This window comes from Williamsia sp. Y721, assembly GCF_059683565.1.
This window is the reverse complement of sequence record NZ_JCASNH010000005.1, coordinates 324,549-349,822: the sequence shown is the minus strand read 5'-3', so window position 1 is coordinate 349,822 and position 25,274 is coordinate 324,549. Positions and strand designations below refer to the sequence as shown.

General features: G+C 63.4%; 23 protein-coding genes. 17 read left to right on the top strand and 6 right to left on the bottom strand.

Features of this window, described 5'->3' with window-relative positions:
* The first annotated feature begins 4 nt into the window (after positions 1-4).
* The 7 genes from AC56PL_RS25130 to AC56PL_RS25100 all read left to right on the top strand — a co-directional run bounded on the left by AC56PL_RS25130 (position 5) and on the right by AC56PL_RS25100 (position 8,394).
* Positions 5-1,351, top strand: coding sequence for an NtaA/DmoA family FMN-dependent monooxygenase (locus tag AC56PL_RS25130; protein ID WP_495517368.1), 1,347 nt, complete (start codon positions 5-7; stop codon positions 1,349-1,351).
* An 85-nt stretch (positions 1,352-1,436) separates the two neighbouring features.
* Positions 1,437-2,222, top strand: coding sequence for a UTRA domain-containing protein (locus AC56PL_RS25125; RefSeq protein WP_497155506.1), 786 nt, complete (start codon positions 1,437-1,439; stop codon positions 2,220-2,222).
* A 243-nt stretch (positions 2,223-2,465) separates the two neighbouring features.
* Complete coding sequence (locus AC56PL_RS25120) at positions 2,466-3,476, top strand: ABC transporter substrate-binding protein (RefSeq protein WP_497155505.1); 1,011 nt, start codon at positions 2,466-2,468, stop codon at positions 3,474-3,476.
* Positions 3,477-3,482: 6 nt separating this feature from the next.
* Positions 3,483-3,941 carry a (2Fe-2S)-binding protein gene (locus AC56PL_RS25115; RefSeq protein WP_497155504.1) on the top strand — a complete coding sequence of 153 codons (459 nt, stop codon included), beginning with the start codon at positions 3,483-3,485 and terminating at the stop codon, positions 3,939-3,941.
* A complete protein-coding gene (locus tag AC56PL_RS25110; RefSeq protein WP_497155503.1) occupies positions 3,938-7,261 on the top strand; it encodes a molybdopterin cofactor-binding domain-containing protein in 3,324 nt (1,107 codons plus the stop codon). Before AC56PL_RS25115 ends, AC56PL_RS25110 begins: the two co-directional genes overlap by 4 nt.
* A complete protein-coding gene (locus tag AC56PL_RS25105; protein WP_497155502.1) occupies positions 7,258-7,764 on the top strand; it encodes a thiamine pyrophosphate-binding protein in 507 nt (168 codons plus the stop codon). The genes AC56PL_RS25110 and AC56PL_RS25105 overlap by 4 nt, the downstream gene beginning before the upstream one ends.
* Before the next feature lie 3 nt (positions 7,765-7,767).
* Positions 7,768-8,394: a thiamine pyrophosphate-dependent enzyme gene (locus AC56PL_RS25100; RefSeq protein ID WP_497155501.1), complete on the top strand. Its 627-nt coding sequence runs from the start codon at positions 7,768-7,770 to the stop codon at positions 8,392-8,394.
* Between the two features lie 64 nt (positions 8,395-8,458).
* Here AC56PL_RS25100 and AC56PL_RS25095 read toward each other — a convergent pair whose 3' ends face one another.
* Complete coding sequence (locus AC56PL_RS25095; protein WP_497155500.1) at positions 8,459-9,307, bottom strand: LysR family transcriptional regulator; 849 nt, start codon at positions 9,305-9,307, stop codon at positions 8,459-8,461.
* 104 nt (positions 9,308-9,411) lie between these two features.
* Here AC56PL_RS25095 and AC56PL_RS25090 point away from each other — a divergent pair, with 104 nt between their 5' ends.
* A complete protein-coding gene (locus AC56PL_RS25090) occupies positions 9,412-10,143 on the top strand; it encodes an SDR family oxidoreductase (protein ID WP_497155499.1) in 732 nt (243 codons plus the stop codon).
* A 73-nt stretch (positions 10,144-10,216) separates the two neighbouring features.
* Positions 10,217-10,816 carry an NADPH-dependent F420 reductase gene (locus AC56PL_RS25085; protein WP_497155498.1) on the top strand — a complete coding sequence of 200 codons (600 nt, stop codon included), beginning with the start codon at positions 10,217-10,219 and terminating at the stop codon, positions 10,814-10,816.
* 80 nt (positions 10,817-10,896) lie between these two features.
* On the opposite strand, the gene AC56PL_RS25080 is transcribed toward AC56PL_RS25085, so the two are convergent.
* The gene (locus tag AC56PL_RS25080; protein ID WP_497155497.1) at positions 10,897-12,180 is read right to left on the bottom strand and encodes a competence/damage-inducible protein A; all 1,284 of its coding nucleotides are present in this window, start codon (positions 12,178-12,180) and stop codon (positions 10,897-10,899) included.
* Positions 12,181-12,519: 339 nt separating this feature from the next.
* On the opposite strand from AC56PL_RS25080, the gene AC56PL_RS25075 reads away from it, so the two are divergent.
* The 7 genes from AC56PL_RS25075 to AC56PL_RS25045 all read left to right on the top strand — a co-directional run bounded on the left by AC56PL_RS25075 (position 12,520) and on the right by AC56PL_RS25045 (position 20,334).
* Positions 12,520-13,833 carry a lipase family protein gene (locus AC56PL_RS25075; protein ID WP_497155647.1) on the top strand — a complete coding sequence of 438 codons (1,314 nt, stop codon included), beginning with the start codon at positions 12,520-12,522 and terminating at the stop codon, positions 13,831-13,833.
* Between the two features lie 111 nt (positions 13,834-13,944).
* Positions 13,945-14,766 (top strand): enoyl-CoA hydratase-related protein, encoded by an 822-nt coding sequence (locus AC56PL_RS25070; RefSeq protein WP_497155496.1) that lies wholly within the window; start codon positions 13,945-13,947, stop codon positions 14,764-14,766.
* 10 nt (positions 14,767-14,776) lie between these two features.
* Positions 14,777-15,529, top strand: coding sequence for an SDR family NAD(P)-dependent oxidoreductase (locus tag AC56PL_RS25065; protein WP_497155495.1), 753 nt, complete (start codon positions 14,777-14,779; stop codon positions 15,527-15,529).
* A gap of 4 nt (positions 15,530-15,533) precedes the next feature.
* A complete protein-coding gene (locus AC56PL_RS25060) occupies positions 15,534-17,222 on the top strand; it encodes an AMP-binding protein (RefSeq protein WP_495517383.1) in 1,689 nt (562 codons plus the stop codon).
* Positions 17,219-18,436, top strand: coding sequence for an acyl-CoA dehydrogenase family protein (locus tag AC56PL_RS25055; RefSeq protein ID WP_495517384.1), 1,218 nt, complete (start codon positions 17,219-17,221; stop codon positions 18,434-18,436). Before AC56PL_RS25060 ends, AC56PL_RS25055 begins: the two co-directional genes overlap by 4 nt.
* Before the next feature lie 22 nt (positions 18,437-18,458).
* Complete coding sequence (locus AC56PL_RS25050) at positions 18,459-19,604, top strand: acyl-CoA dehydrogenase family protein (RefSeq protein WP_497155494.1); 1,146 nt, start codon at positions 18,459-18,461, stop codon at positions 19,602-19,604.
* Between the two features lie 52 nt (positions 19,605-19,656).
* Positions 19,657-20,334: a TetR/AcrR family transcriptional regulator gene (locus tag AC56PL_RS25045; protein ID WP_497155493.1), complete on the top strand. Its 678-nt coding sequence runs from the start codon at positions 19,657-19,659 to the stop codon at positions 20,332-20,334.
* 30 nt (positions 20,335-20,364) lie between these two features.
* On the opposite strand, the gene AC56PL_RS25040 is transcribed toward AC56PL_RS25045, so the two are convergent.
* The 3 genes from AC56PL_RS25040 to AC56PL_RS25030 all read right to left on the bottom strand — a co-directional run bounded on the left by AC56PL_RS25040 (position 20,365) and on the right by AC56PL_RS25030 (position 22,816).
* Positions 20,365-21,288 carry a manganese catalase gene (locus AC56PL_RS25040; RefSeq protein WP_495517387.1) on the bottom strand — a complete coding sequence of 308 codons (924 nt, stop codon included), beginning with the start codon at positions 21,286-21,288 and terminating at the stop codon, positions 20,365-20,367.
* 287 nt (positions 21,289-21,575) lie between these two features.
* Positions 21,576-22,076, bottom strand: a complete 501-nt coding sequence (locus AC56PL_RS25035; RefSeq protein WP_497155646.1) for an STAS domain-containing protein — start codon at positions 22,074-22,076, stop codon at positions 21,576-21,578.
* A gap of 299 nt (positions 22,077-22,375) precedes the next feature.
* Complete coding sequence (locus AC56PL_RS25030) at positions 22,376-22,816, bottom strand: hemerythrin domain-containing protein (RefSeq protein WP_497155492.1); 441 nt, start codon at positions 22,814-22,816, stop codon at positions 22,376-22,378.
* Between the two features lie 158 nt (positions 22,817-22,974).
* On the opposite strand from AC56PL_RS25030, the gene AC56PL_RS25025 reads away from it, so the two are divergent.
* Positions 22,975-23,658 (top strand): ANTAR domain-containing protein, encoded by a 684-nt coding sequence (locus AC56PL_RS25025; protein ID WP_495517390.1) that lies wholly within the window; start codon positions 22,975-22,977, stop codon positions 23,656-23,658.
* Between the two features lie 26 nt (positions 23,659-23,684).
* On the opposite strand, the gene AC56PL_RS25020 is transcribed toward AC56PL_RS25025, so the two are convergent.
* Positions 23,685-25,268 carry a phytoene desaturase family protein gene (locus AC56PL_RS25020; RefSeq protein WP_497155491.1) on the bottom strand — a complete coding sequence of 528 codons (1,584 nt, stop codon included), beginning with the start codon at positions 25,266-25,268 and terminating at the stop codon, positions 23,685-23,687.
* Positions 25,269-25,274 lie beyond the last annotated feature (6 nt).

The window sequence follows — 25,274 nt, the reverse complement described above, 5'->3', positions numbered from 1 at the left end:
CCCCATGTCTTACGAAATGAGCCTGGCGCTCGACATGTCCTTCGCGCATCACCAAGGCCGCTGGCGGCTGCCGGGATCGTGGGCCGGCGCGACATTCCCGGATCTGAAGATGTACCAGGAAGTCGCGATGATGGCCGAACGCGGTTGTCTGGACATGATCTTCTTCGGCGACGGCACCGGCATCCCGTCGACCTACGGCGGGTCGATCGACGCCGCAGTGCACTGGGGCGTCGGGTGGCCCCGACAGGACATGAGTCCCTTCATCGCAGCGCTCGCGCAGGGTACGACGGGGCTCGGGTTCGGTCTGACGTATTCCTCGACCTTCATGCACCCGTTCTATGTCGCGCGGTTGCTGAACTCACTTGATCACATCACTTCCGGCCGAATAGCTTTCAATGTGGTGACGTCCTCGCGGGGCGCGGATGCCGCCAACTACGGCTTCAAAGAGTTGGCCGATCACGACGCGCGGTACCGGCGGATGGAAGAGTTCATCGACGTCTGTCAGGCGTTGTGGCGCAGTGTCGGTCCCGACGCGTTCGTCTGGGACGAGGCCACCGGGCAGGTGGCCGATGCCTCGATGGTGTCGCCCATCAATCATGTGGGCGAGTTCTTCGACGTCGTGGGACCGTTGAACACCGTACCGAGCCCGCAGGGTGCACCGGTGCTGATCCAGGCGGGCGGCTCACCCCGGGGGATCAACGCGTCCTCGAAGTTCGCCGATGTCGTGTTCGGTGGGGCCTGGGATCCGGGTCAGCGAATCAACCACCGGACCGAACTCGACGCCGCCCTTGTCCGTAGTGGTCGCGACCCCAAGAAGGTCGGAATCCTCTGGGACATCCAGGTGATCGTCGCCCGGGACCGGTCCGAAGCGCTGGCGCGGCGCGAAATGCTGCGAGACGTCCTGCCTCGCGACGGTGCCGCGGCGTTCATGTCCCACCAGACCGGTCTCGACCTCGCGGCGTTGCCCGAGACCTTCACCCTCGGTGATCTGCAGGCGGAAGCCAAGGCCCGCAATGCAAGTCCGATGGCCTTCCGGGATCTCTTCGCGAAGTACGACGAGAACCACGAGATGACGCGGACCGAACTCATCGACAACGGCTGGCGCGAGGCCACCGGATACGACCACACGGTGGTCGGGACACCGAGCGAGGTCGCCGACTATCTGGAGGAGAGTTTCGAAGCCACGGGCAGTCGGGGCGGCTTCATGATCTCGCACCCACAATCGACGCCCGGCGATGTCGTCGACGTCGTGGGACTCCTTGTTCCGGAGCTGCAACGGCGCGGCCGATTCCGGAAGTCGTACGCGGGCGCGACCCTGCGGGAGAACCTGGGGCTGGAGGCATTCGGCTAGCATGAGAGGAGCCGTCGGCGGCCACATTCGTCGCCGACTACATCCGACCTGGGAGGGATGCGGTGACGGAACACGGTATCGACCGGTGAGTTCGCCTCCGCCTTTCCGGCCGCCGCGCTTTCGTCAGGACCGCGTCAACAGCAATCTGCTGCGACTCGAGGGCAATCGGCGCCAAGATGAAGTGCGTCGTCTCCGTGACCTGATTTCGGCAATCGTTGTCACCCGGCTCGGTTCGGCCGCTCGATTGCCCGCCGACGAGGACATCGCGCGCGCCTTTCACTCCTCGCGCAACTGTGTCCGCCTGGCGCTGCAGACACTCGTTGCGGAGAAACGCCTGCACCGCGCGGTCGGAGCCGGTACGTACACCACAAACGTCCATCGGCGCAGTCGGTTCGACCTTCTGATCGATTCGGCTGCCGGGGGTGTGAACGACGATCGCAACGGCACACGGATCATCGGATGGAAGGTCTCGCCCGACATACCGGGACCGTTGGCCGAGGTCTTTCCACCCGATGCCACCTCGGTTGCGATCTTCGAACGACTGAGTATCGGCGACGGTGTACCCAGGCAGTTGCGGACCTACTATCTGGCGCTGCGCCCGAACGACGAATTCACTCGCGACGATGCAATCGACGATCTGTACCAGATCCTCGAAAATCGGTTCGGCTACGGAACTTTGACCGCTGACCGTCGCATCTCGGCCGTCGCGGCCGGTGAGTCCGCCGCAGCGCTGCTCGAGGTCGAGACCACAACCCCGATCCTGTACATCGACACCACGGTCTTCGATGAACGGGGACACACCATTCTGGTTTCCCATGCCCGCTATCGAAGCGACATGGTGACCGTTGCCCTCGACCCTCCACGAGGCTGAAGACACCTCGCAATCACCGGCTGCGTGGCCCGAAATCGAATGGTGGCCAACCAGGTAACCCAGGCGGCGTAACACGGCATCGGGTGGCGGCTCAGGCTGTTCGAGGCGGTCGGATTCAGCGGCCAAGGGGCGAAACATCGCGGACATACCCGGGACTCACAACCGAAACGCGTCGTTGATGGCATTGCATCAACGACCGCGCACTCGCCGTGGTCGGATCTCCCACATCGCGTAAGGATCCTCATGAACGACGCTTCCTCCCGCCACTACGGCAAACAGATCGGTGCCGGTTTGGCCGCATCCCTGATGGCCGCTGTGCTCGTCGCCTGCGGGTCGGACTCATCATCTGCCCCGGCGAGCGAATCGGCGGACGGAACGCGCTCGGTGTCCGTGACGACACTCGGACTGTGCAACGAGATGCCGGTGTACTGGGCGCAGGAGAAGGGCATCTTCACCGAACACGGACTCGACGTGGAATTGGTTCGGGCCCAGGGTGGCGCGGCAGGCTTGTCCGCGTTGCAGAGCGGTGAGGTGGACCTTGCGTTCACGAATCCGTTCTCGACGATGCGCGCGCTCGACCAGGGGATCGACCTGGCCTGGATCTCTACCGCGTACGAGACACCGACCGATTCGGCGAACAAGGCGAATGCCGTTGCCGTGAAGGAAGGCTCGAAGTACACCGACGCCAAGTCGCTGGAAGGAACCAAGATCGGAGTCAACGAAGTCGCTGGGATCAACCAGATCATCACCAGTGAATGGATGCGGGCGGGCGGTGCCGATCCGTCCACGGTGGATTTTGTCGCACTACCCTTCGCGGACCTGGGGCCCGCGGTGGCGTCCGGTCGAATCGATGCTGCGCAGATCACCGAGCAGAATATGCTCCCCGAACTGAAATCACTCGGTAACCCCTACGTCGTGGCGGGTGCGGGCCAGCCGCTTGTCTTTGCCGGGTATGTGGCCAAAGGCAATGCCGCCCAAAGCGATCCGGAGACCTTCAAGGCGTTCCAGACAGCGCTCATCGAGGCTTCGGAACAGATCGAGCTCCCGGAAAATCAGGACGAGCGCTACGCGATCCAGGCGCAGGCATGCAAGCAGGACGCCACTGTGCTCAAGTCGCTGACAGAGCCGCCCTACGCAGCGGCGGTGAACATCGCGGCGCTCGACCGGATGGCCGAGATGATGAAAGACGAGAAGATCTTGGACGATCCGGCCGATGCATCGAGCTACGTTCCTGACTTCGTGGTCACCTCGTAAGTCGCAGTGAAGAAGACACTCAAGGTCGACGGAGCCGAGTTGGTCGTGGACATCGCCCCCGCGGATACGCTGCTGCGTGTCCTGCGTGCGCACGGCCACACCGCACCCAAGGCTGCGTGCGACCGGGGGGAGTGCGGGGCCTGCACCGTCTTCGTCGGTTCGAAAGCCGTGCTGTCCTGCGTCAGCCTCGCCACCGTGGTCACCGAGCCGGTGACCACGGCGGCCGGTCTCGGCGAGGATGACCGCGACCTCCGCGAAGCATTCGCGGACCATGCGGGATTCCAGTGTGGCTTCTGCACGCCGGGGCAGGTTGTCCGAGCGGCGGCTCTGCTGCGGGAGGTGGCCGAACCCGGGCGCAAGGACATCGTCGAGGCCATGGCAGGCAACATCTGTCGTTGTACCGGATACGTTCAGATCATCGACGCTGTCGAATCGGTCGCCCAGCGGAGAAGGGCGCTGCGGTGACCTCGGTGGGACGGTCCGTCCGTCCGCTTGATTGGGATGAGAAGACCTCCGGCACAGCGCTGTATGCAGGGGATGTGCATCCCGACGGGATCTTGTACGCCAAAATCCTGCGGTCGACGACGGCCAGTGCTCGGATCGAGCACGTCGACCTCAGTGGTGCGTTGGCGTCGCCCGAAGTGTTTGCGGTTGTCGACTCCCGTGATCTACCGCCGGGTGCACGCTACCTGCACAGTGGTGGCACGTTTTCCGACCGCACGCCTTTTGCGGTGGGGGAGATCCGATTTCACGGCCAGGAAATCGCCGCGGTCGCAGCGAAGACGCCGGAGGCCGCAGAGAAGGCCCTGCGCCGGATCGTGGTGCGGTACCGGAGACGACCGGCGGCGCTGACCGTTGCCGCAGCACTGGCGAGATCTGCCCCTCGCATCCACCGGCGATCGTCGGACTCGAACGTGTCTGTCGAATCGGACGGGACCTGGGGCGAACCCGATCTCGGGAGGCGTAACAGTGCACATCGCGCGGACGGAGTCTTCGTCTATCCCCGTGTGTCACATGCCTGTATGGAGCCGAATACGACACTGGCCTGGTGGCACGACGACCGACTGGAACTGTGGACGTCAACCCAGGCGGCACACTTTGTGATCCATGAACTCGCGCAGCTCCTCGAGCTCCGCCCCGATCAGATCGTCTGTCGGGATGTCGCTGTCGGTGGAAGCTTCGGTTCCAAATCCAAGGTCAGCGAGCACGAGGTCATCGCGGCACTGCTGTCGATGCGCACCGGAGCGCCGGTGATGCTGGAGTTCTCACGTGCCGAGGAGTTGGCTTCCACCAAACCGCGCCACGGTTTCCGGAGCGAGATGACCGTCCACGCCGATGCTGATGGTCGAATCTGCCTGCTGGAAGCCGATATCGACGTCGACAATGGCGCATACAACCACTACGGACCATCTGTGATGAGTGCGGGCATCAAGGTGCTCGGGTCGATGTACCGGCCTGACGCTGCGATCTGGCGTGCGCGACTCGTCGACACCAACCTCACTCCCGGCGGACAGTTCCGGGGATATGGGCAACCGCAGACCGCATTCGCGGTCGAGTCGTTGGTCGACGAGTTGGCCCAGAAGTGCCGGATCGACCCGATCGAGTTCCGGCGGCTCAATGCGGGCCTGCCGAATACTCGCGCCCTGGCCGGTGCCCGCATCGGGTCGAACCGACTCGTCGAATGTCTCGACGCGGTGCGCGACGGAATCGGCTGGGCAGAGAAGAAGTCCGCGAAGGTGGCATACCGTGGAGTCGGCGTTGCGGCAGGCATGCACGGTAGTGGTTCGTATGCCTACCCCGGCGGCAATGTCAGTGCGGCGGCGGTAGAGGCTTCCGAAACCGGGCGCATCACAGTCAAATTCGGTGGCAGTGATGCCGGAACCGGGCAACGCACGATCCTCGGACAGCTCGCCGCGGACATCCTCGACGTACCTCTTGACCTGGTTGATGTCGTGATGACCGACTGGGATGAGGCGCCTCCGGAGATGGGCGCCTGGAGCTCACGCGGAACGCACATGGGTGGACATGCGGTGGTCAAGGCCGCGACCGCATTGCGTGAACGCCTCGAAGAGCTGGGCCGCATCGGGTCAGGCGATTTCGCAGACCTGATCGAGCATGCGCCGGAGAGCAGCGCCGGGGTGTTGCGCGTCGAGGCGGATTACCTCGAAGAGAAGATGGAGCCCTACTGGACCGGTCTGGACCGGCCGAACATCTCCGCGAGTTACACGTTCGCAGCGCACGCCGTGGAGATCGAGATCGACCCTGATACGGGTGAATTGAAGATCATCGAGTACGTTGCGGCGCACGACGTAGGGCACGCGATCAATCCCGCGCTCGTCGATGGCCAGATCATCGGCGGTGTCGTTCAGGGGCTCGGCGCCGTGGTGGGGGAGCATCTCATCTACGAGGGTGGTCGAACGGTCAATACGAGCTACCTCAACTACCCCGTCCCGCGATCGACCACCGCCCCCGATATCCGTTCGATCCTGATCGAAGGGCCGGAGCCGGCGGGTCCGTTCGATGCGAAGAGCGTGGCCGAGATGGCAATCGTGCCAGTGGCACCCGCCGTCCTCAACGCTGTATACGACGCGATCGGGATCCGGTTCCGGACCCTTCCGCTGACACCTGACGTTCTGCTCGCCGCGCTGCGTGACAGCGGCGCCGTTGCGGTCCCGGCCACCCGGCGCTTTCACCTGGCCCGCAGGCCGTCCCGGTGGCAGATCGAGGCCTTCCGGCGACTGTATCCCCTTGGTCTGCACCACTTTCTCGACCGATACGGAACGCGCTGGGCACGCCGACCCGAGACCGCGGCGGTCGAAGTGGTGGCTTCTCCGACCCTCGTCGACGAAGCGGTGGCGATGCTCGCCGACGAACCGGCCGGAGCCGCCGTGCTGGTCGGTGGGGCAACGGATGTCCTTGTCCAGCAGCAACAGTTGTTGATCGCGCCACGGGTGTTGATCAGTACCGCGAACGTGACAGCGATGCGCCAGATAGTCCACGGCGTGGACGGGGCCTACACGATCGGCGGCGCCGTCACACTGACCGAAATCGCCGACTGGGCCCGAGGATCGATGCCGGTGATCGCCGAAGCCGTCGACTCCATCGCGTCTGCTCAGATCCGCACCGTTGCCACAGTGGGTGGGAATCTGTCACAGGCCAAGCGGTGCTGGTACTTCCGCAATGGATTCGATTGTTATAAGCGTGGCGGCGTCACGTGTCCGTGTTACGCCGTCGACGGCGATCATCGGTTCCACCACGCGGCACTCGGTGGGCACCGCTGTCAGGCCGTGACACCGTCGGATCTCGCGACCGTGTTCTCCGGTTTGGACGCTCGGATCCAGGTCACCGGCCCCGGTCGGTCCCGGACGGTCAACATCGGCGAACTCTATTCCGGGCCTGGCGAACTCAGTCTCCTGCCGGACGAGATGATCGAATCGGTCACCGTGCCGTCGCAGGCGGGTGTGGCCAGGTCCGTCTTCGAGAAGATCCGGCTCTACGACGGTGACTTCGCGATGTTGTCGCTGATCTTGTCCGCCCACGTCGATGATGGTGGCCAATGGTCCGGGCCTCGACTGTGTTTCGGTGCACTGGCACCCACTCCATGGCATCCCACGGCGGTCGAATCCGCGTTCCGGGACGTACGACCGACCGAAGGGGAACTGGTGAAGGCGCTCGACGTCGAACTATCGCATCGCGCACATCCGCTACCGGGTAACGAGTGGAAGATACAAGCCGCGATCGGCCTGACCCGCAAGGCATACCGCCGATGGAGTGAAACCCGGTGAGCACCTCAGCGCAGACCGGACCGATCACGCGGAGTCTGGTACGGGCCGGAGTGAGGGTCTCGGCCGCACTACCCGACAGTTGGCTCGGTCCCCTGATCGCCGAGGTCGAGGAAGAAGAGAGCATTCGCCACGTGTCCGTCGTCAGAGAGGACGATGGTGTGGGTATCTGCGCGGGTGCCTCGTTGATGGGCGCGCGGTCGGTCCTGTTGTGCCAGAACGCCGGATTGCTTCTGGCCACCAATGCCCTTGCGGGCTACGGCCTCCACCATCAGATTCCGTTCGTGGTCATCGCCGCCGATCGGGGCGCTGCCGGTGACAACTTCTACTATCAGGCCTACAAGCATTCGGTCACCTACGGTGTCATGTCAGCGGTGGGCCTGCGCGTTCACCAGGTGCAGTCCTCGTCGGACAGCGAGATCTTCGAGACCGCCTTCGACGAAGCAGAAATGACGCAGCGTCCCGTGGTTCTGTTGTGCACAAAACGCGTGCTGGCGGGGTTCTGAAGAATGAAGCGATCATCGGTGGCACGTGCGCTCGACCACGCGCTCCACAAAGACGCCGTGGTCTTCGCGAGCCTCGGAACGGCAGGCCGGGCCTGGCGTGATCAGGGCGCGAGTCAGCTCACGTACTACGCGTCCGACCCGATGGGAACCGCGCCTGCACTGGCACTCGGGGCTGCCGTGAGTCGGCCGCACCTGCGTTTCGTCTTGTTGGAAGGCGATGGTGACCTGGCGATGAACCTCGGGGTTCTGCTCACGATCGCAAGCACGGCTCCTCCGAACCTCCACATCGTCGTCTTCAACAACGGACGGTACGAAACGGGTGGCGGCCAACCGCTCGGCACGAACGCAACGGCGGATTTCGCTGCCATCGGACGCGGCGCCGGACTGCGCAGCGTCGAACTCATCCCTGCGGAGACAACCGAGGAACAACTGAGAAACTCCTTTGCCGAGTTCTTGGGTCGGCCCGGTCCTGGTCTTGCCGTGGTCGAGGTGGCGCCGGAGCCGTCGCCCTATGGCGGACCGGGACAACACTCAGGAGTCCAGTGCCGCACGCTGTTTCAAGAGGCACTGGCCGCTCGCTGCGTTGAGGGGAACCCGGCGGGTGCCTCGGGTGTGATCCCGGACAGCTGATGGCACGTTCTGTCTCCTGAATCCAGGTGAGCGCTTCACCTGCACGGCCGAACGGACCTCGGATTCAGAGGCGAAGTGCAGTTTGAACGAGTTCGGCGACAGCTCGCGACCGGCTGTGTGGTGGCCAGGCGATGACCGTGGTGATTTTCGGCGCGTCCACAATCGGTACGGCCACGAGGTCATCGTGCAGTTGCGTCCTACAGGAGTCAGGCGCCACCATCAGTGTTCGGCCAAGGGCTATGAGCTGCAGAACTTGGGCGTGGCTGTGGACTTGGGGGCCTGGGCCTTCTGCGTAGGTTCCGTCTGGTCTGGGCCAGCGAGGCATGGGTAGCTCGGGTACGTCGGCCAGATCATGGAGGTGCAGGTCGGATCGAGTGGTGAGGCGATGGCCGGCCGGAAGGACCGCGATCTGATCTTCGGTGAGAAGTTCCTCGGTATCGAATCCTGTTGTGTCGTCGAAAGGTTGGTGGAGTAAGGCGACGTCGGCGCGACCGTTGCGCAGTAGTTGTGCTTGCTCGCCGGGCGCGCACAGAACGACATCGACGCGGATCGATCCGGGTTCAGCGGCGTAGGCGTGCAGTAGCTTCGTCAGCAGTTCGCTCGATGCTCCTGCTTTGGAAGCCAGGATCACTCCGGCTTGGCCGGCGCCTGCCAGGGCTGCGCGGCGAGCGCGCTGTTCGGCGGCCTCCATCGCATCCAGCGCCACCCGTCCTTCGTGCAGCAATACGGTGCCGGCCTCGGTCAGGGACACCTCTCGGCTGTTGCGCCGCAACAACTCTGCGCCCAGTCGCCGTTCGAGTTGGCTGATCGCTCTGGACAGGGGTGGCTGAGCCATACCCAAGCGCTGCGCCGCCCGGCCGAAGTGTAGTTCTTCGGCGACAGCGACGAAGTACCGCAGCTCTCGTGATTCCACGGCAACAGCGTACTCACAGCGGACAGTTCCAATACCTTGCGGGTATCGCTTGTGACCTGAACGGTCTTGGACGGATCTGATTGAGCGGACGCATGATCGATGGCATGAGCGAAACGAAGATCGTCCTGGTGACGGGCGCAAACAAGGGCATCGGTTACGAGATCGCGGCGGGTATGGGTGCGCTGGGTTGGAGTGTCGGTGTGGGAGCCCGGGACCAGACACGACGGGAGCAGTCGGTGGCCCGACTTCGAGAAGCGGGCATCGACGCCTTCGGTGTCCCATTGGACGTCACCGACGACCGCAGTGTTGCGGCGGCCGCTGACCTGATAGAAGAGCGAGCCGGCCGTCTGGACGCCTTGGTGAACAACGCGGGCATCACCGGCGGCGGTCCGCAAGAGCCGACCACCGTCGATCCGGCTCTCATCCGTGCGGTCGTGGAGACCAACGTCATCGGCGCCATTCGAGTCACCAACGCCATGCTGCCGTTGCTGCGTCGATCACCGTCGGCACGGATCGTGAACATGTCCAGCAGCGTGGGCTCTCTGACCCGGCAATCCGGTCCCGGCAGCGAAACGACAACCGGTCCGGTTGCAGTGGCCTATGCGCCCTCGAAAACCTTCCTGAATGCGGTGACCCTGCAATACGTCCAGGAACTGGCCGACACCAACATCCTCATCAATTGTGCTTGCCCAGGGTTTGTCGCCACCGACCTCAATGGCTTCCGCGGTGTCCGCAGCCCGACAGAAGGCGCCCAGACCGCGATCGCCCTGGCCACTCTTGCCGACGACGGTCCCACGGGGGGTTTCTTCGAGGACGCCGGGGTCGTTCCCTGGTGATCGTCGTCGATCTCATTTTCGGCTCGAGCCCGCGTCACCGTGGGTACTTACGTCCCTGAAACAGGAAGAGTTCATGAACATCGCAATATTGGGCACCGGCAAAGTCGGATCCGCACTCGGGGCACGACTGGCTTCCGCCGGCCACCACGTCGTCTACGGGTCACGGACACCTTCGGGAAAAGCGGGAACCGTCAGTCAACAGAACGCGGTTGCTTCAGCTGACGTGGTGATCACCGCGATCCCCGGCACCGCCGTACTCGCCACGTTGCAGGACATCGGCGCGGATGTCTTGCGCGACAAGATCGTGCTGGACCCGTCAGCAGCTCTCACCCCACAGATGACGTTGGCATACCCAGGCGACAGCGTGGCCCAACAGGTACAGGCCCGGTTCCCGCAGCTCCGTGTCGTGAAGACCCTCAACACGATGAACTTCACCATCATGGTCGATCCACTGGCCTCCCTACCCCGGGCGTCCGTCTTCGTCAGCGGCGATGACAGCACCGCCAAGACGGTGGTCGCCGGTTTGCTGACCGACCTGGGATGGCCCGACGAGAGCATTCTCGATCTGGGCGGTGTCGAAACCGCGTTGGCGACCGAGCACCTTGCCCCGATGTTCTTCGCGCTCGCCGGTGCCTTGCAGACAGCCACGTTCAACATCACCGTCGCGCGGTGAACCCCGTCCGCGGAACAAGGCTGAGCCACAACCGAAACGGCTGATGGATCACCATATTGCGACCCGGGTGGCGCACAGCGTCACCTGGGCGGTGTCGCCTCCAGCACTTCTGCGAGCAGATGCATCGCCGACGTGACGGCGAGTGCTCGTACATTTGCGCGGTCACCCGGGAGTTGTTGTGTCCGTGTCACCGTCGGCTCACCCGCGACCGCGATGGCGAAGCAGACGGTACCCACCGGTTTGAGATCGGTTCCGCCGCCGGGGCCGGCGATCCCGCTCGTGGACACCGCGACATCGGCGCCGAGCCGGCTCAACGCGCCCTCGGCCATCTGTGCGGCAACCTGTTCGCTGACGGCTCCCTGCCGCGCGATCAATTCCGACGGCACATCGAGCAGACCGGTCTTGATCGCGTTGTCATAGGCCACGACTGCGCCGACGACGTACGCCGACGACCCGGGGCGGTCGGTGAGCCGCGCGGCGAGCAGGCCGCCAGTGCATGATTCGGCAGTGGCGACCAGATGCCCGGCAAGTCTTTCCGCGATCTGGTCGTCGATGGTCGAACCGTCCGTCGAAAAGATCCGTGCGCCATGATGTTCCGTGACGATCGATGACAAGTCGGCGTAGGTGTCAGTCGACGAATCAGGGTAGCGGGTCACCATTTCGAGCTCTCCGAGTCGCAGGCAGGTGGTGATCTCGAGGGTTTCGAACCCGGCCAGATCTTGTTCGGCGGCGCGCAATGTCGCGGCAAGATCGGCTTCGGAGAGGCCATACGCCCGAATGATGGACTCCTGCAACACTGATCGGTTGGCCATGGCCTCTGTAACCGCAGACGTCTTCAGCGCCGCAGGCCACATCGCCTGCAGTTCGAGCGGTGGGCCGGGAAGCACCAGGATGGCAGGTAGCCCGGTTGCCTCGATCGCCACGCCCGGTGCGGTACCGGTCGGCGAAATCGACTGTGCACCTTGAGGAACCATCGCCTGTTTACGGATGCCCGCTTGCAACGGCGCCGGATCGGGATCGGAGGACAGTCGTCCGCGCCACCGTTTGATGATGCCGCTGATGTGTTCCTCGAGGTCGGTATCGAGGAGCAGTTCGCGACCGCAGAACGCCGCGACCGTCGCGACGGTCAGGTCGTCGGCGGTCGGTCCGAGACCTCCGGTTGTGATGATGAGATCGACGCGCTGATCGGCCAGGAACTGCAGTTGGGCCGTCAGGTCGTCGGGTCGGTCGCCGCATACCGTGATGTGCGCGATGTCGACGCCGAGCTCGAGGAGCTGTTGGGCCACCCATGGACCGTTCTGATCGGTGATCCGACCGGTGAGAACCTCGGTTCCGGTGACGACCACGCCTGCCCGCACTGTCATGTTGTCGAGCTTAGTGGGGCCGGCGGTACAGACGTAATTCGACATCGTGTCCCGGTTGTCGCAATCGCCCGAATATCGACAGGTGAGACCGTCGGTGGGCTTGCTCCACGGCGACCTCGGTGTGTCGCTGCGATAGAAAGTCCACCGCAGCAACTGTTTTGGTCCTCAAAATATCCATCGATGACGGTATCTCTGCGTCTGGAATTACCGGTTTCCGTAACCCAATGGCAATACATTCGACAATGCAGGAGTAAAAGCAGCGTGAATGTGACAAAATAGGAACATTCTTCCTGGCGGTCTCGATTGCGGCAATGGCGACAAGGAGTTCCCATGAGCCCGATGAATTGGATTCATGGTCGGTGGTACACCAGCTCACGCTCGGCTTTCTTCGGTATCGTTGCGTTCGTGGCATTGCTGGTCGCAGCACTCGTGGTGCCGGTGACCATCGAATCATCCACCGGGACAGCGACCGCGGCGCCACTGCCCGCGGAGGATCCGTTCTACGCGTACACCGGACCGTTGGATGCGGTGGCGCCGGGGACCGTGCTCCGCACCCGCGACATCACCTTCGCGGCCGGCGAACTCAGGACGCCGATCGCGGGTACGCAGGCGCTGTACCGGACCACCGATCAGCAAGGTGCCCCGGTGACGACCGTGACCACGGTATTCCGGCCGATCACACCAACCGCAGATACCCGGATCGTCTCCTTCCACACCGCATACGACGCCCTCGGCTCGCAGTGCGACCCGTCGTACACCCTGCAGGGCAACAACCCCAGTCAACTGTCGCTGGCCGGACAGTCGGTGATCGCGGGCTATCTGACTGCGGGTTACCACGTCAGCGTCCCCGATTACGAAGGTCAACGGTTGGAATGGACCGTGGGGCGTCAATCCGGATACGCCGCACTCGATGGCGTCCGGGCGGCCGAAGCCGTCCTGCGCCTGCCCTCGTCCACGCCGGTCGGACTTGTCGGATACTCGGGCGGGTCGGTCCCGACCGAGTGGGGCGCCGAGGTTGCACCCACCTATGCGCCCGACCTGAACATCGTGGCTGCGGCGGGCGGCGGTCTGCCCGTCGACCTGGCGCACAATTTGCCCTACGTGAGTGGGAGCCAGAACTGGTCGGGCGTCATCCCGGCGTTGGTGGTCGCATACAACCGGACTTACGATCTCAACCCCTCGTCGTTTCTGTCTTCCTACGGCGCCGAGATCGTCAAGCGTGTCGAGCATCAGTGCATCGACCAGTTCGTCGCGGCCTATCCCGGACTCACCGACGCCCAGATGGTCGCCCCGCCCCTTACCTCGCTGCTGCAGGTACCCCAGGTGGTCCGTGCCATCAACGACAACATCATGGGCACCGCCGGAACCCCTGATGTGCCCCTGTTCCTGGCCGTCGGCCAAATCGATGAAATCGGTGACCAGGTCATGATCACCCGAGACGTCCAGGCTCTGGCCCACACGTATTGCGGTCGGGGAGTGCCGGTCAACTACACGCGGTACGCCGGACTGAGCCACGGCCAGGCGTACGTCCCGTTCCAGGCGGAAGCGGCTCGCTTCCTCGATCAGCATTTCGCCGGGGCGGCCCCCCCGGACAACTGCTCATCGATCCCCCCGGGCAACTCTCTGGCACCGCTGCCCGTTCCCGCAGGCTAGGTATTCACGCCCTCACCTTGCGGCGCGATGCGTGTCCAAATCTGCATGTGAACCGCTGATTCATCCTGTGACCGTTGACACACAATTAGAGTGAATGTACATTCACTCATTATGAACACTCAATCACTCACTGGTGTTGCCTCGAACTACGAGGACATCGTCTACGAGGTCGACGGCCGCACCGCAGTCATCACGATCAACCGTCCGAGCCGCTACAACGCGTTCCGGGGCAAGACTGTCGAGGAGTTGATCAGCGCGTTCCGTAAGGCATGGGCTGACAACGGCATCGCGGCGATCATCCTGACCGGGAGCGGGGAGAAGGCCTTCTGCACCGGCGGTGACGTCAAGCAACGTGCGGAAACCGGGGACTACGGCCCCACCGAGAGCGGCATGTTCGAAATCGGCAACCTTCACAAGCTGATCCGGGACGTCCCCAAACCCGTGATTGCGGCCGTCAACGGTGTGGCGATCGGCGGCGGCCACGTGCTCCACGTGCTCTGCGATCTGTCGATCGCCTCCGAGACCGCGAAGTTCGGGCAGGCCGGACCCCGGGTCGGATCCTTCGATGCGGGTTTCGGCTCGGCATTCCTGGCCCGGGTCGTCGGCGAGAAACGCGCACGGGAGATGTGGTATCTGTGCCGGCAGTACGACGCCGCGACGGCCGAACGCTGGGGTCTGGTGAACTTCGTCGTCCCCGCCGACAAGCTGCTCGACGAGGCGAAGGCCATCGCCGCCGAGATCGGTGAGAAGAGCCCGACCGCGCTGCGATTCCTCAAGCAGAGCTTCAACGCCGACACCGATCACCAAGCCGGTCTGAGCAACCTCGCGATGTCTGCCCTGGATTTGTTCACCCATTCACCCGAGGGGCTCGAAGGCGCCCACGCCTTCGCCGAGAAACGGACCCCTGACTTCGGCAAGTATGTCGGAAGCTGAGAGGACAACCATGAGTACCAAGACAATCGCTGTGGTCACCGGCGCAGGGTCGGGCATCGGCAAGGCCATCACCCTCGCGATGGCCGACCAGGGTATCGCCGTCGTCGCCGCCGATCTGGACCAAGAAGCCGCCAAGCGGACCGCCGAGCACAGCGATCTGATCACCCCGATGGGCGTGGACATCGCAGATCGGTCACAGGTGGATGCCCTCCGCGATCAGGTCAACGCCGAGCTGGGGATTCCCACGATCCTGGTGAACGCGGCAGGCTGGGATCGTACGGATCAATTCCTCAACGCCTCAACGGAATTCGCTGAGAAGGTGGTCGCGATCAACTATCTCGGACCCGTGCACATGTGCAGTGCCTTCCTGCCAGGGATGGTTCAGGTGGCCACGGACAATCCCGATCAGCCGGGCGGCCGGGTCATCAACCTGGCGTCCGATGCCGGTCGTGTCGGCAGCTCTGGTGAAGCCATTTATGCCGGAGCCAAAGGCGGGGTCATCGCACTGAGCAAATCCCTGGCCAGGGAGATGGCCCGGCATCGCATCACCGTCAACTGTGTGTGCCCGGGACCGACCGACACCCCGCTGTTCCAGGCGCAATCAGAGAAGCTCAAAGATGCTCTGGTCCGGGCTATTCCGTTCCGGCGGTTGGCCAGGCCCGATGAGGTCGCCGCGCCAGTCCTGTTCTTCTCCTCGTCCGCCGCGTCATTCATCACCGGACAGGTGATCAGTGTCAGCGGCGGCCTGACCATGGCGGGATAGCATCATGAGCGACGCCGGCACACCCGCAGAGTACGACGCCCACGCCTATCGGGCGTATTTCGAAACCGAGTTCACCTATCTCAACGGTTTTCGACGCAACGTCCATCGCTACGCCGACCGCGTCGCGATGATCGACCCGGTCACCGGGGTGCAGTGGACCTACGCCGAGTTGGGCGACCGGGTGGACCGCATCGCCACCGCGTTGGCCGCGGCCGGGGTGCACCCCGGGGATGTTGTTGCCTACCAACTGTTCAACGGCCCGGAGTTCGCGCAGCTCTATCTCGCAACCCAGGCGGCCGGGGCGGTCGGGTCGCCGCTGAACTATCGTCTCGCGGCCGGTGAAACCGCCACCATCATCGACATCAGCAGGCCCCGTGTCTTCATCTACGACGCGGACCTGTCGCCCATGGTGGCCGACGCCCTCCAGCGGGCCGCGCACGTACCGGAACTGCTGGTGGCAGTCGGTCCGGGGGAGCCGGTCGCCGGGCACACCTCGATCAGGTTCGACGACCTCACCACCGGACCCGCCGCCCCGCCGACCGTCACCCGCGGCGTCTTCGATGAGACCTCCCGTCTCTACACGTCCGGTACCACCGGCATGCCAAAAGCCGTGCCGCTCAACAGTGCCATCGAGATCTTCAGCGCACACGACGTCATCATGCATTTCCCGCTGGCACCGGAAGATCGCACGCTCAACATGACACCCTGGTTCCATCGCGGCGGATTATATTGTGCAGGACCGAATCCGACGTTCTACCTCGGTTCATCGCTGGTGCCGCAACGCACATTCGATGCCGATCTCACTCTCGATCGCGTCGAGGAGTTCGGGTTGACCTTCCTCATCGGGGCACCCACCAACCTCGGGATGCTCGCGAAGGCACAGCAGGACCGACCTCGAGACCTGTCGTCCCTGCGTGGCATCGTCACGATGGGCGCACCGCTGGAACGAGACGCGGCACTGCTCTACCAGCGGGTGCTCACACCCCGGATCTTCAACGGCTACGGCAGCACCGAAGGTTTCTGGAACACCTTTCTGCGTCCGACCGACCTGCCGGCGATGGCGGGGACGGCCGGTCGGGCCTGTATCGACGACGACGTCGCCGTGGTGAAGATCCTCGATGACGGCTCACTCGCCGGTCCGGATCAGACCGTCGCACGCGACGGCTCCGAGGTCGGGGAAATCATCGTGCGGTCGCCGAAAAGTGCGATGGCCTACTACAAATCGCCCGAGCAGGAAGCGGCGAAGTATTCGGGCAGTTGGCTGCACATCGGTGACCTGGCGACCTGGGACAAAAATGAGTTCGTCACCATCGTCGGGCGCAAAGACGACATGCTGATCTCCGGTGGCGAGAACGTCCACCCCGTGCAGATCGAAGAGGCGCTGAACGGCCACCCCGGCGTCACGGATTGTCTTGTGGTCGGGGTACCGGATGACCGTTGGGGCCAGGTCGTGGTTGCCTACGTGGTCACATCCGATCCGGCACTCGGCGCAGACGAACTCGACCGGTACTGTCGCGATCACCCCATGTTGTCGACCTTCAAACGTCCTCGCGCTTACCGACTCGTCGACACCCTGCCACTGTCGGCAACCGGCAAGAAGCTTCATTACAAAGCGGCTGAGACCGCGCGTACCGACATGGCCGACGGCCACTTTCACCGCCCGACGCCCGAAACACAAGGAGCCGGATCTTGAGTACCAAAAAAGCACCGACCTTCGACCGCACCGACCTCCTGGGCCTGGATCTGTCGTACTCCGACGACGAACTTGCCGTCCGTGACAGCGTCCGAGGCTTCCTGAACGAGCACGTCGCGCCGAACATCGCCGAATGGTTTGAGCAAGGCGGCATTCCACATGCGCGTGAACTCTTCAAAGAGTTCGGATCACTCGGTGTCCTCGGAATGCATCTCGAGGGTTATGGCTGTGGCGGATCGACCTCCGTCCACTACGGGTTGGCGAGTCTTGAACTGGAAGCCTGTGACTCCGGTATCCGATCGATGGTGTCGGTGCAGGGATCCCTGGCGATGTTCTCGATCTGGAACAACGGAAGCGAAGAGCAGAAGCAGCAGTGGTTGCCGCAGATGGCCGAAGGCAACATCATCGGCTGCTTCGGACTGACCGAACCGGATGCCGGATCGGATCCGTCTGCGATGAAGACCCGGGCACGTAAGGACGGTTCTGACTGGATCCTGGACGGCAGCAAGATGTGGATCACCAACTCGCCGATCGCCGACGTGGCGGTGGTGTGGGCCCAGACCGACGATGGGCAGGGGGAGAGCGGAATACGTGGTTTCATCGTGCCGACCGATACTCCGGGTGTGAGTACCCCCGAGATCAAACACAAACTGTCACTGCGCGCCTCGGCCACCGGGGAGATCGTTCTCGACAACGTCCGTCTACCCGAATCGGCATTGATGCCCAGCACAGATCTGCGTGGCGGTCGAGGCGTCAAGGCCCCGCTCAGCAGCCTCACCGAGGCCCGCTACGGCATCATCTGGGGGTCGATCGGCGCAGCACGATCAGCTTTTGAGGCCGCACTGGACTATTCGACACAGCGCACGCAGTTCGGCAGGCCGATCGCCGGATTCCAGATGACCCAGGGCAAGCTCGCCGACATGGCCGTCGAACTGCACAAAGGCCAGCTCCTGGCCCTGCACCTGGGCCGTCTCAAGGACAGCGTCGGCCTGCGTCCCGATCAGGTCAGCTTCGGCAAACTCAACAACACCCGCGAGGCCATCAAGATCTGCCGCACGGCACGAACGATACTGGGCGGCAATGGCATATCCCTCGAATATCCGGTCATCAGGCACATGGTGAACCTCGAATCGGTGCTCACCTATGAGGGCACCCCCGAGATGCACCAGCTGGTCCTCGGACAGGCCCTCACCGGTCAGAACGCATTCCGTTGACACGCGGCGAAGGAGTACCGACATGAGCGCACTGACACACGACGTCGAACACCTGGACTTCCGTGCTGCCGTCGCCGGATTCGTGGCCGAGCGCATCGTCCCCGCCCACGAGAAGTGGGAGGACGACAAGATACTGGATCGTTCCCTGTTCACGGATGCGGGTAAGCAAGGGCTACTGGGGTTCACGGTCGCCGAAGAGTATGGCGGTCCCGGCGTCGACGACTTCCGGTACAACGCGATAGTCATCGATGAGACGGCCCGCACCGGGGCCGCCTCCGAAGCGATCGCGTTCTCCCTGCAGAACGATGTGGTGCTGCCGTACCTCACCGACATGACCACCCCCGAGCAGAAGGCGCAGTGGCTGCCCGGGGTCGTCACCGGCGACACCGTGCTGGGCATCGCCATGACCGAGCCGGGTACCGGCAGTGATCTGACCGGTATCAGCACCTCGGCTGTACGCGACGGCGACCACTACGTTGTGAACGGCGCGAAGACATTCATCTCGAACGGGCAGAACGGAAACCTGTTCGTCGTCGCCGTACGCACATCTCCGGATCGTCACAAAGGGTTGTCGTTGCTCGTCGTCGACGCCGAGACCCCGGGATTCACGCGCGGCCGCAATCTCGACAAGATCGGGTTACACGCCCAGGACACTTCCGAACTCGCCTTCACGGATATGCGTGTGCCGGCGGCGAACCTGCTCGGTGAAGAGGGGCAGGGTTTCTACCAACTGGTGCACAACCTTCCGCAGGAGCGGCTGTCACTCGCGGTGGGTGCGGTCGCGGCGGCGGAGGGTGTGTTCGCCCGAACTCTCGAGTACGTGCGCGAGCGGTCCGCGTTCGGCCGGCCGGTCTCTGGGTTCCAGAACACCCAGTTCGTCATGGCCGAACTGTCGACCGAGATCGACATCGCCCGAACCTATCTCGACGATTGCATCGCCGCCCACGTGAAGGGTGAGCTCAGCGCCACCCGCGCGGCAAAACTCAAGTGGTGGACCACCGAATTGCAGGTGCGTACCGCGGACCGCTGCCTGCAGCTGCACGGCGGTTACGGCTACATGCGGGAGTACCCGGTGGCACGGGCTTTTGTCGATGCCCGGATTCAGACCATCTACGGCGGCACCACCGAGATCATGAAGACGATCATCGCCAAAGATCTGCAGATGTGACGATCCGCTACGGTGATGAATCAATGTTCATCGAGTGGAAGAGGAGGACCGCATGGCCAAGTCAGACGCGCAGTTGACCGTCGACGAGGCAGTCCGTGCGGTACGGGTCTCCTCCCGGCGGCGTCAGGTGCTCGATGCGGCGGTGACCGTCATGCAGCGCACCGGCTTTCACCAGATGTCCATGCAGGCACTGGCCGATGAGGCCGAGGTGAGCGTCGGCCTGATCTACAAGTACTTCGGCAACAAAGAAGACATCCTGCTGGCCACGATCGTCGACATCCTGGAGACGTTCCGCGACCAGCTCAAGCCCGCGATGGACAGTGCCGGTGACGACCCGGTCGACCGGCTGGTAGCCGGATTCGCACGCTACACCACCATCGTCGACGAGAATCGCGATGCGGTGATCCTCACGTATCGCGAGAGTCGAACCCTGAATGCTGCCGGCCGCGAACAGATCAAGGACCTAGAGGTCGAGACCTCCGCACCGATGCGCGGTGCCATCGAGGCCGGCATCGAACTCGGGTTGATGAAGCCCGTCGATGTCGACCTGGTGGTCTTCGACCTGATGATGCTGGCGCATGGCTGGGCTCTCAAACACTGGCATTTCGCACCGAAGTTCACGGTGGACAGCTACATCCGGGCTCAGCTGCACCATGAGCTGTCCGCGCTGATCGTCCCTGCGGTGCTCGACGCCTATCTGGAGAAACTCGCCGCCTCTGATCGCGATTGACGTGCCAGAGTGCACACGGGTGCTCCGCTTTTAGGCCTTGTCTTGTGACGAGTCGGGATCAAGGGCATCTTTCACCTTGCCCATGAGACCCTTTTCGGTACCGAGTGCCGCCGATTTCGGCGTCCCAAGTGAGCCGTCGTAGGTGGCGTAGAGCTTGGGATCCGGTGCCGGCGCTTGGCCTTTGCCGCCCAGTGGCTGCGGATCCGTGAGAATCCCCATGCTGCGCCTACCGTCCGGGGCCACCCGGTTCGCCCAGCCACCTTCGGCCGAGTGCACACCGTCGGAGAGATGCCAGAGGTTCTCGGCGTGTTCGGAGTACTCCTCGTCCAGCAACGCGTTCGGTGCGATGGTCTCCTCGAGACCGTCGGCCTTGAGTTCTTCGATCCCGGCGAGCCAGAGGTTTTGATGGTGGGTGTCTCGGGCAAGGTTGAACTTCAACATGTTCTTCACGCCGGGGTCGTCGGTCATGTGGTACAGGCGAGCTGTCTGCAAACGGCCCTGGGCCTCCGCGGTGACGTTCGCACGAAAGTCTGCAAGGAGATTGCCGCTGGCGATAATGTAGCGGCCGTTCCACGGGACCCCGTTGCTGTCGGCGAGGAGGGCACCTCCGCCGGCAACAATGGCCTGCTGCGGATCCATTCCACCGAGCACAGCCGCGGTCACCGGATCTCCACCGGCGGCCTTGCTCGACTCGGTTGCCGGTGCGCCCTCCAGAAGTCGGGCCACCATCGTTGCGATCATCTCGACGTGACCGATCTCTTCGGTCGCGATGTCCATGATCATGTCTTTGTACTTGCCGGGCATCCTGCAGTTCCATCCTTGGAACAGATACTGCATGGTGACGGTCATTTCACCGAACGCGCCGCCGAGTAGCTCCTGTAGCTTTCGGGCGTAGACGGGGTCGGGAGTCTCCGGCTTGACATCGAATTGCAGGTAGTCGGTGTGACGAAACATATTGGAATCCAGTCGTTTATAGACATCGCAGGTGTTCGACCTTCCGTGGCAGGGCGCCGCAAGGTGACAACTGGCGAAACAAGCGAGACAAATGCGGTGGAAAAGGTTGCATCGCAATTTGTTTCAACAACTGGTGATGCGGCGACACCATGGGTGTCTGCGTGCGGAGAGTCTTGTCATCCCAGATCACCGGCACCGAGTTCGAACCGTAATCTGCCGTATATCTGGCAATCGGAACAGCTGAATGCACCGTGCCACCCCGGTGTCGTCGGGATGGCGTAGCCGGTTCATGCAGGTCTGGTCAGGCCCTGCACGCCGATTGCGTCGGTTACGAGGCGGCGGCTCGCCGGGCCACCTCGGCCGCAAGCAGCCATCGCGTCATCGATGCTGCGGTGCATATTCAGCGACTCGCCCAGTCCCAGCGCCGTGATAGGGCGGGCTGTCGCGCGGCCGGCAGCCACCACGGCAAATCGGCCGCCCGCAGTCTCGGTTCGTCGGCGTCCGTAGTCGAGGGCGGTGAGGCCGGCGGCGCCGAGGAAGTCGGTCATCGTCATGTCGATGACCAGGCTTTTCGCGCCCGAGGCGAGGGCTTCGTCGATGGTCTCGCTCAGCTGAGCGCCCGTCATCAAGTCGAGGTCGCCCCGCACACTCAGAACAAAAAGGTCGTGGCAAGGGATCGTGGAAATGGAGAATTGGCCACACGCGGACGCAGCCACGCTGGAGTATTCGGCAAATTTGGATTCTGACTTCACAATCGCTCCCTGAACACAATTGGGAAACGTTGGCATGAGGGGACTGCCGACGCAGAGCATGGCTAGTCATTTAACCTGGACCAATAGTCGCAGTCATCGACCGGCTTTGCAACCCCATAGGCCGTCCCGCCGCGCGCTGCGCTCTGTTGCTGGCCCGAAAGGGGATGGGGTGTAGAGCAATTCGACGTAAGGGGCATCGGCGGGAACGGCCAGAGTCTGCGCGTCGTTTCAGGGTACTTGCGGGGACAGTGTCGACATCGAGCGCCGATCCGGGCCGAATGCGAGGCCGGCCCCGGTCGGTTTCGCCCCGTCAGCTTCGATGGGTCGAGGGATCGTCACCGCGGGCGACCACGGGGTGGGGACGCGTCGGTGCGATACCGCGCACGGCCTCCCAGGCGTAGCTTCTTCATCCCGGACGTCTTCACGCAGTAGTCGGGTGATCTCATCGAACACGGTGTGGTGGGGCACGCAAGCGTCTCGAGCTCGGTGAAGAGTTCGTTGATCTGCTGGTGCTCTTGTTCGATTTCGAGGGTGAGGTCTTCGCCGTCGGGAACGCGGCGGCGGATGTATGGCCACAAGATCGCTTCCTCGGCGAACGCATGAGTGAAAACCAGGCGGCACAACGAATTCAGCAATTCTTCCCGTTGGTGTCCATGTGCGGTATCGAGCGATAGCAGAAGACGGTCGACTTCGATGTGATCACGCTTCTGTCTGACCAGTACGCTGTGCACACCCGCAAGTTGTTGTTCGGTTTGATTAACAATGGATTGACGCATGATGGCTCCTTCCGGGTTCCACCACGCTGTACCCAATTCCCTTCAGAAGATGCGCGTCCTGCACAGCATCGGCCCGTTGGCCACCCGTCTCGTGCGTATACTGACCGGCGAGTCGGTGGAAGAAGCCGCCGTGAGCGTTGGATAGAACGGTGGGTTGGATGGACGCCGAAGTGCACACGACCATTGCCGAACTGGTGCGAGACATGCACAAACTGTCGTCGGCGCAGGACAACATCGATACACTGATCGGTTCGATCTCATCAGGCGCGGTCACACACGTGCCGGGGGCTCAATTCGCAGGCGTCCTGTTGGTCAAGAAGAAGAATGAGTTCGAATCGCTCGGTGTCACGGATCCGGTGGTGGAGCAGCTCGATCAGATTCAGAAGCAGGTCGGAGAGGGTCCATGCCTTGAAGCCGCGTGGGAGCAGCCGACGGTGTGGATGAACAATTTCTGCGACGAGCAGCGCTTTCCCGCGTTCGCCGCACGGGCGATCAGCGAAACTGCCGTCAGATCGAGCCTGTCATTTCAGTTGTTCACCCATGAAGGTGCGATGGGGGCGCTGAACCTGTTCTCCGAGGAGGTGAACGCGTTCACCAGGGAGTCCGAAGAGCTGGGTTTCGTCTACGCCACCCACGCCGCCCTGGCCCTGTTCCGGGCGCGCCAGGAAATACAGTTCAACAGTGCACTGGCGAGTCGCGACATCATCGGGCAGGCCAAGGGCATGATCATGGAGCGGTTTTCCGTCGATGCGGTGCAGGCCTTCGAACTGTTACGCAAGCTGTCTCAGGACAGCAATGTGCCGCTTGCAGAGGTGGCGCGGAAACTGGTGGAGACCGGATAGTCGCCTCGAGCGAGCCTCTCCTTCTTCTATCTGGTGAACAGATCGATGGTCTTGCGCGTCAGAAAGCGACGCGGGAGCCCTCTGACGCCGTCGGCAGAGAGTGCGGCCCGCCCCGCGTTACGTCCGCACGCACCGTGCACTCCACCGCCGGGATGGGCCGAGGCGCTTCCGAGATACAAGCGCTCCACAGGCGTCTCCGCCCGTCCCAGTCCTGGCGTCGGCCGGAAGATCAACTGTTGATGCAGCTGGGACGTGCCGCCGTTGACGGCGCCGGCGTGAAGGTTGGCGTCGGCGGCCGTCAAGTCGGCCGGGGTCTGTACGTGTCGGCCGACGAGCAGGTCCCCGAATCCCGGAGCGTGAGCCTCCATCACCGCGTCCATTCGCGCAGCGAGTTGCAGCGCGGCGGAATCATCGTCAATGCCTCTCGGCAGATGCGAATAGGCCCAGGCACTTTCGGTCCCGGCTGGTGATCGTGTCGGGTCGGCGGTTGTCATCTGCCCGACGAGCAAGAACGGATGTGCGGGGACCACCCCGGTGTTGATGTCGGTCATCCAACGCATCAAACCGTGCCTGTCTGCTCCGACGTGGACGGTTCCGGCCCGGCCCAGGTTCTTCGAGGTCCACGGAATGGGCTCGCGCACCGCGTAATTCACCTTGACGACCGGTGCATCCCATTCGAAGTTCTCCAGGTCGTCGAGGACCCGTACGGGGACATCGCCCTTGGGCAGAAGATTCTTGTAGAGGTTCGGCGCGGACGTGTTCGCGATGATGGCCCGTGTGGCCTTCCATGACGTCCCGTCGGCTGTTCGCACTGCGCGAGCTCGGCCGGAGTTGGTCTCGATGCCGGTGACCGGAGAATTGCACACGATCTGCACTCCCACCGATTCGCACCGCCGCACCAGCGCCTCCGTCAGCGCACCCGCCCCGCCGACCGGGACCGGAAAGCCGGTGTCCTGGGCAAGCATGGTCAGCAGGTAGCCCATGACTCCGCTGCCCGGCGCGTCGAGTGGCACGTCGGCGTGCATCGCGTTGCCGAGCATCGGCAAACGCGCACGTTCACTGTGAAACAACTCGGTGACCATCCGATTTGCCGGCAGCAGCAGAAACCGCGCGAGCCGGGTCGAATCACCGATACCCAGCCTGCGGAGGATCGACAGGGGGCCGCGCAGGGGCGGAAACGGGCCGAACAACGTCTCGAGTAGTGCCGGTTTCAACAATTGCCACTGCTCGGTCAGCGCCAGCCATGTGCGCCCGTCCCGTTCGTCGTACCGGGCGAACTGCGCAGCGTTCTCGGCGGGGTCCCGGTGGATGATCACCGCGTTGTCGTCGTCGGGGTGACTGGGATGCCCGTACGGATCCGGTGCGTGACTCCACCGGAGACCGTGCGACTCGAGATCGAGTTCGCGAAACGCCGGTGACACTGCTGCCAGTGGGTGAAACGCGCTGAACAGGTCGCTCTCGTAGCCAGACGTCAGTTCCGCGTTCCGTACCGCCCCTCCCGGTTCGGGCTGGGCCTCGAGCACGGTGACATCCCATCCGGCGTCGGCGAGCGTGGCAGCGGCGACCAGGCCGTTGTGGCCACCACCGATGACAACTGCGTCAGAGACCATCAGATG

Bases quoted from the DNA above. Each gene is read 5' to 3' on its own strand.
- AC56PL_RS25130 (WP_495517368.1), top strand. From the start codon at position 5: ATGTCTTACGAAATGAGCCTGGCGCTCGACATGTCCTTCGCGCATCAC.
- AC56PL_RS25120 (WP_497155505.1), top strand. From the start codon at position 2,466: ATGAACGACGCTTCCTCCCGCCACTACGGCAAACAGATCGGTGCCGGT.
- AC56PL_RS25100 (WP_497155501.1), top strand. From the start codon at position 7,768: ATGAAGCGATCATCGGTGGCACGTGCGCTCGACCACGCGCTCCACAAA.
- AC56PL_RS25090 (WP_497155499.1), top strand. From the start codon at position 9,412: ATGAGCGAAACGAAGATCGTCCTGGTGACGGGCGCAAACAAGGGCATC.
- AC56PL_RS25085 (WP_497155498.1), top strand. From the start codon at position 10,217: ATGAACATCGCAATATTGGGCACCGGCAAAGTCGGATCCGCACTCGGG.
- AC56PL_RS25080 (WP_497155497.1), bottom strand. From the start codon at position 12,180: ATGACAGTGCGGGCAGGCGTGGTCGTCACCGGAACCGAGGTTCTCACC.
- AC56PL_RS25075 (WP_497155647.1), top strand. From the start codon at position 12,520: ATGAATTGGATTCATGGTCGGTGGTACACCAGCTCACGCTCGGCTTTC.
- AC56PL_RS25070 (WP_497155496.1), top strand. From the start codon at position 13,945: ATGAACACTCAATCACTCACTGGTGTTGCCTCGAACTACGAGGACATC.
- AC56PL_RS25065 (WP_497155495.1), top strand. From the start codon at position 14,777: ATGAGTACCAAGACAATCGCTGTGGTCACCGGCGCAGGGTCGGGCATC.
- AC56PL_RS25060 (WP_495517383.1), top strand. From the start codon at position 15,534: ATGAGCGACGCCGGCACACCCGCAGAGTACGACGCCCACGCCTATCGG.
- AC56PL_RS25050 (WP_497155494.1), top strand. From the start codon at position 18,459: ATGAGCGCACTGACACACGACGTCGAACACCTGGACTTCCGTGCTGCC.
- AC56PL_RS25045 (WP_497155493.1), top strand. From the start codon at position 19,657: ATGGCCAAGTCAGACGCGCAGTTGACCGTCGACGAGGCAGTCCGTGCG.
- AC56PL_RS25040 (WP_495517387.1), bottom strand. From the start codon at position 21,288: ATGTTTCGTCACACCGACTACCTGCAATTCGATGTCAAGCCGGAGACT.
- AC56PL_RS25035 (WP_497155646.1), bottom strand. From the start codon at position 22,076: ATGCCAACGTTTCCCAATTGTGTTCAGGGAGCGATTGTGAAGTCAGAA.
- AC56PL_RS25030 (WP_497155492.1), bottom strand. From the start codon at position 22,816: ATGCGTCAATCCATTGTTAATCAAACCGAACAACAACTTGCGGGTGTG.
- AC56PL_RS25025 (WP_495517390.1), top strand. From the start codon at position 22,975: ATGGACGCCGAAGTGCACACGACCATTGCCGAACTGGTGCGAGACATG.
- AC56PL_RS25020 (WP_497155491.1), bottom strand. From the start codon at position 25,268: ATGGTCTCTGACGCAGTTGTCATCGGTGGTGGCCACAACGGCCTGGTC.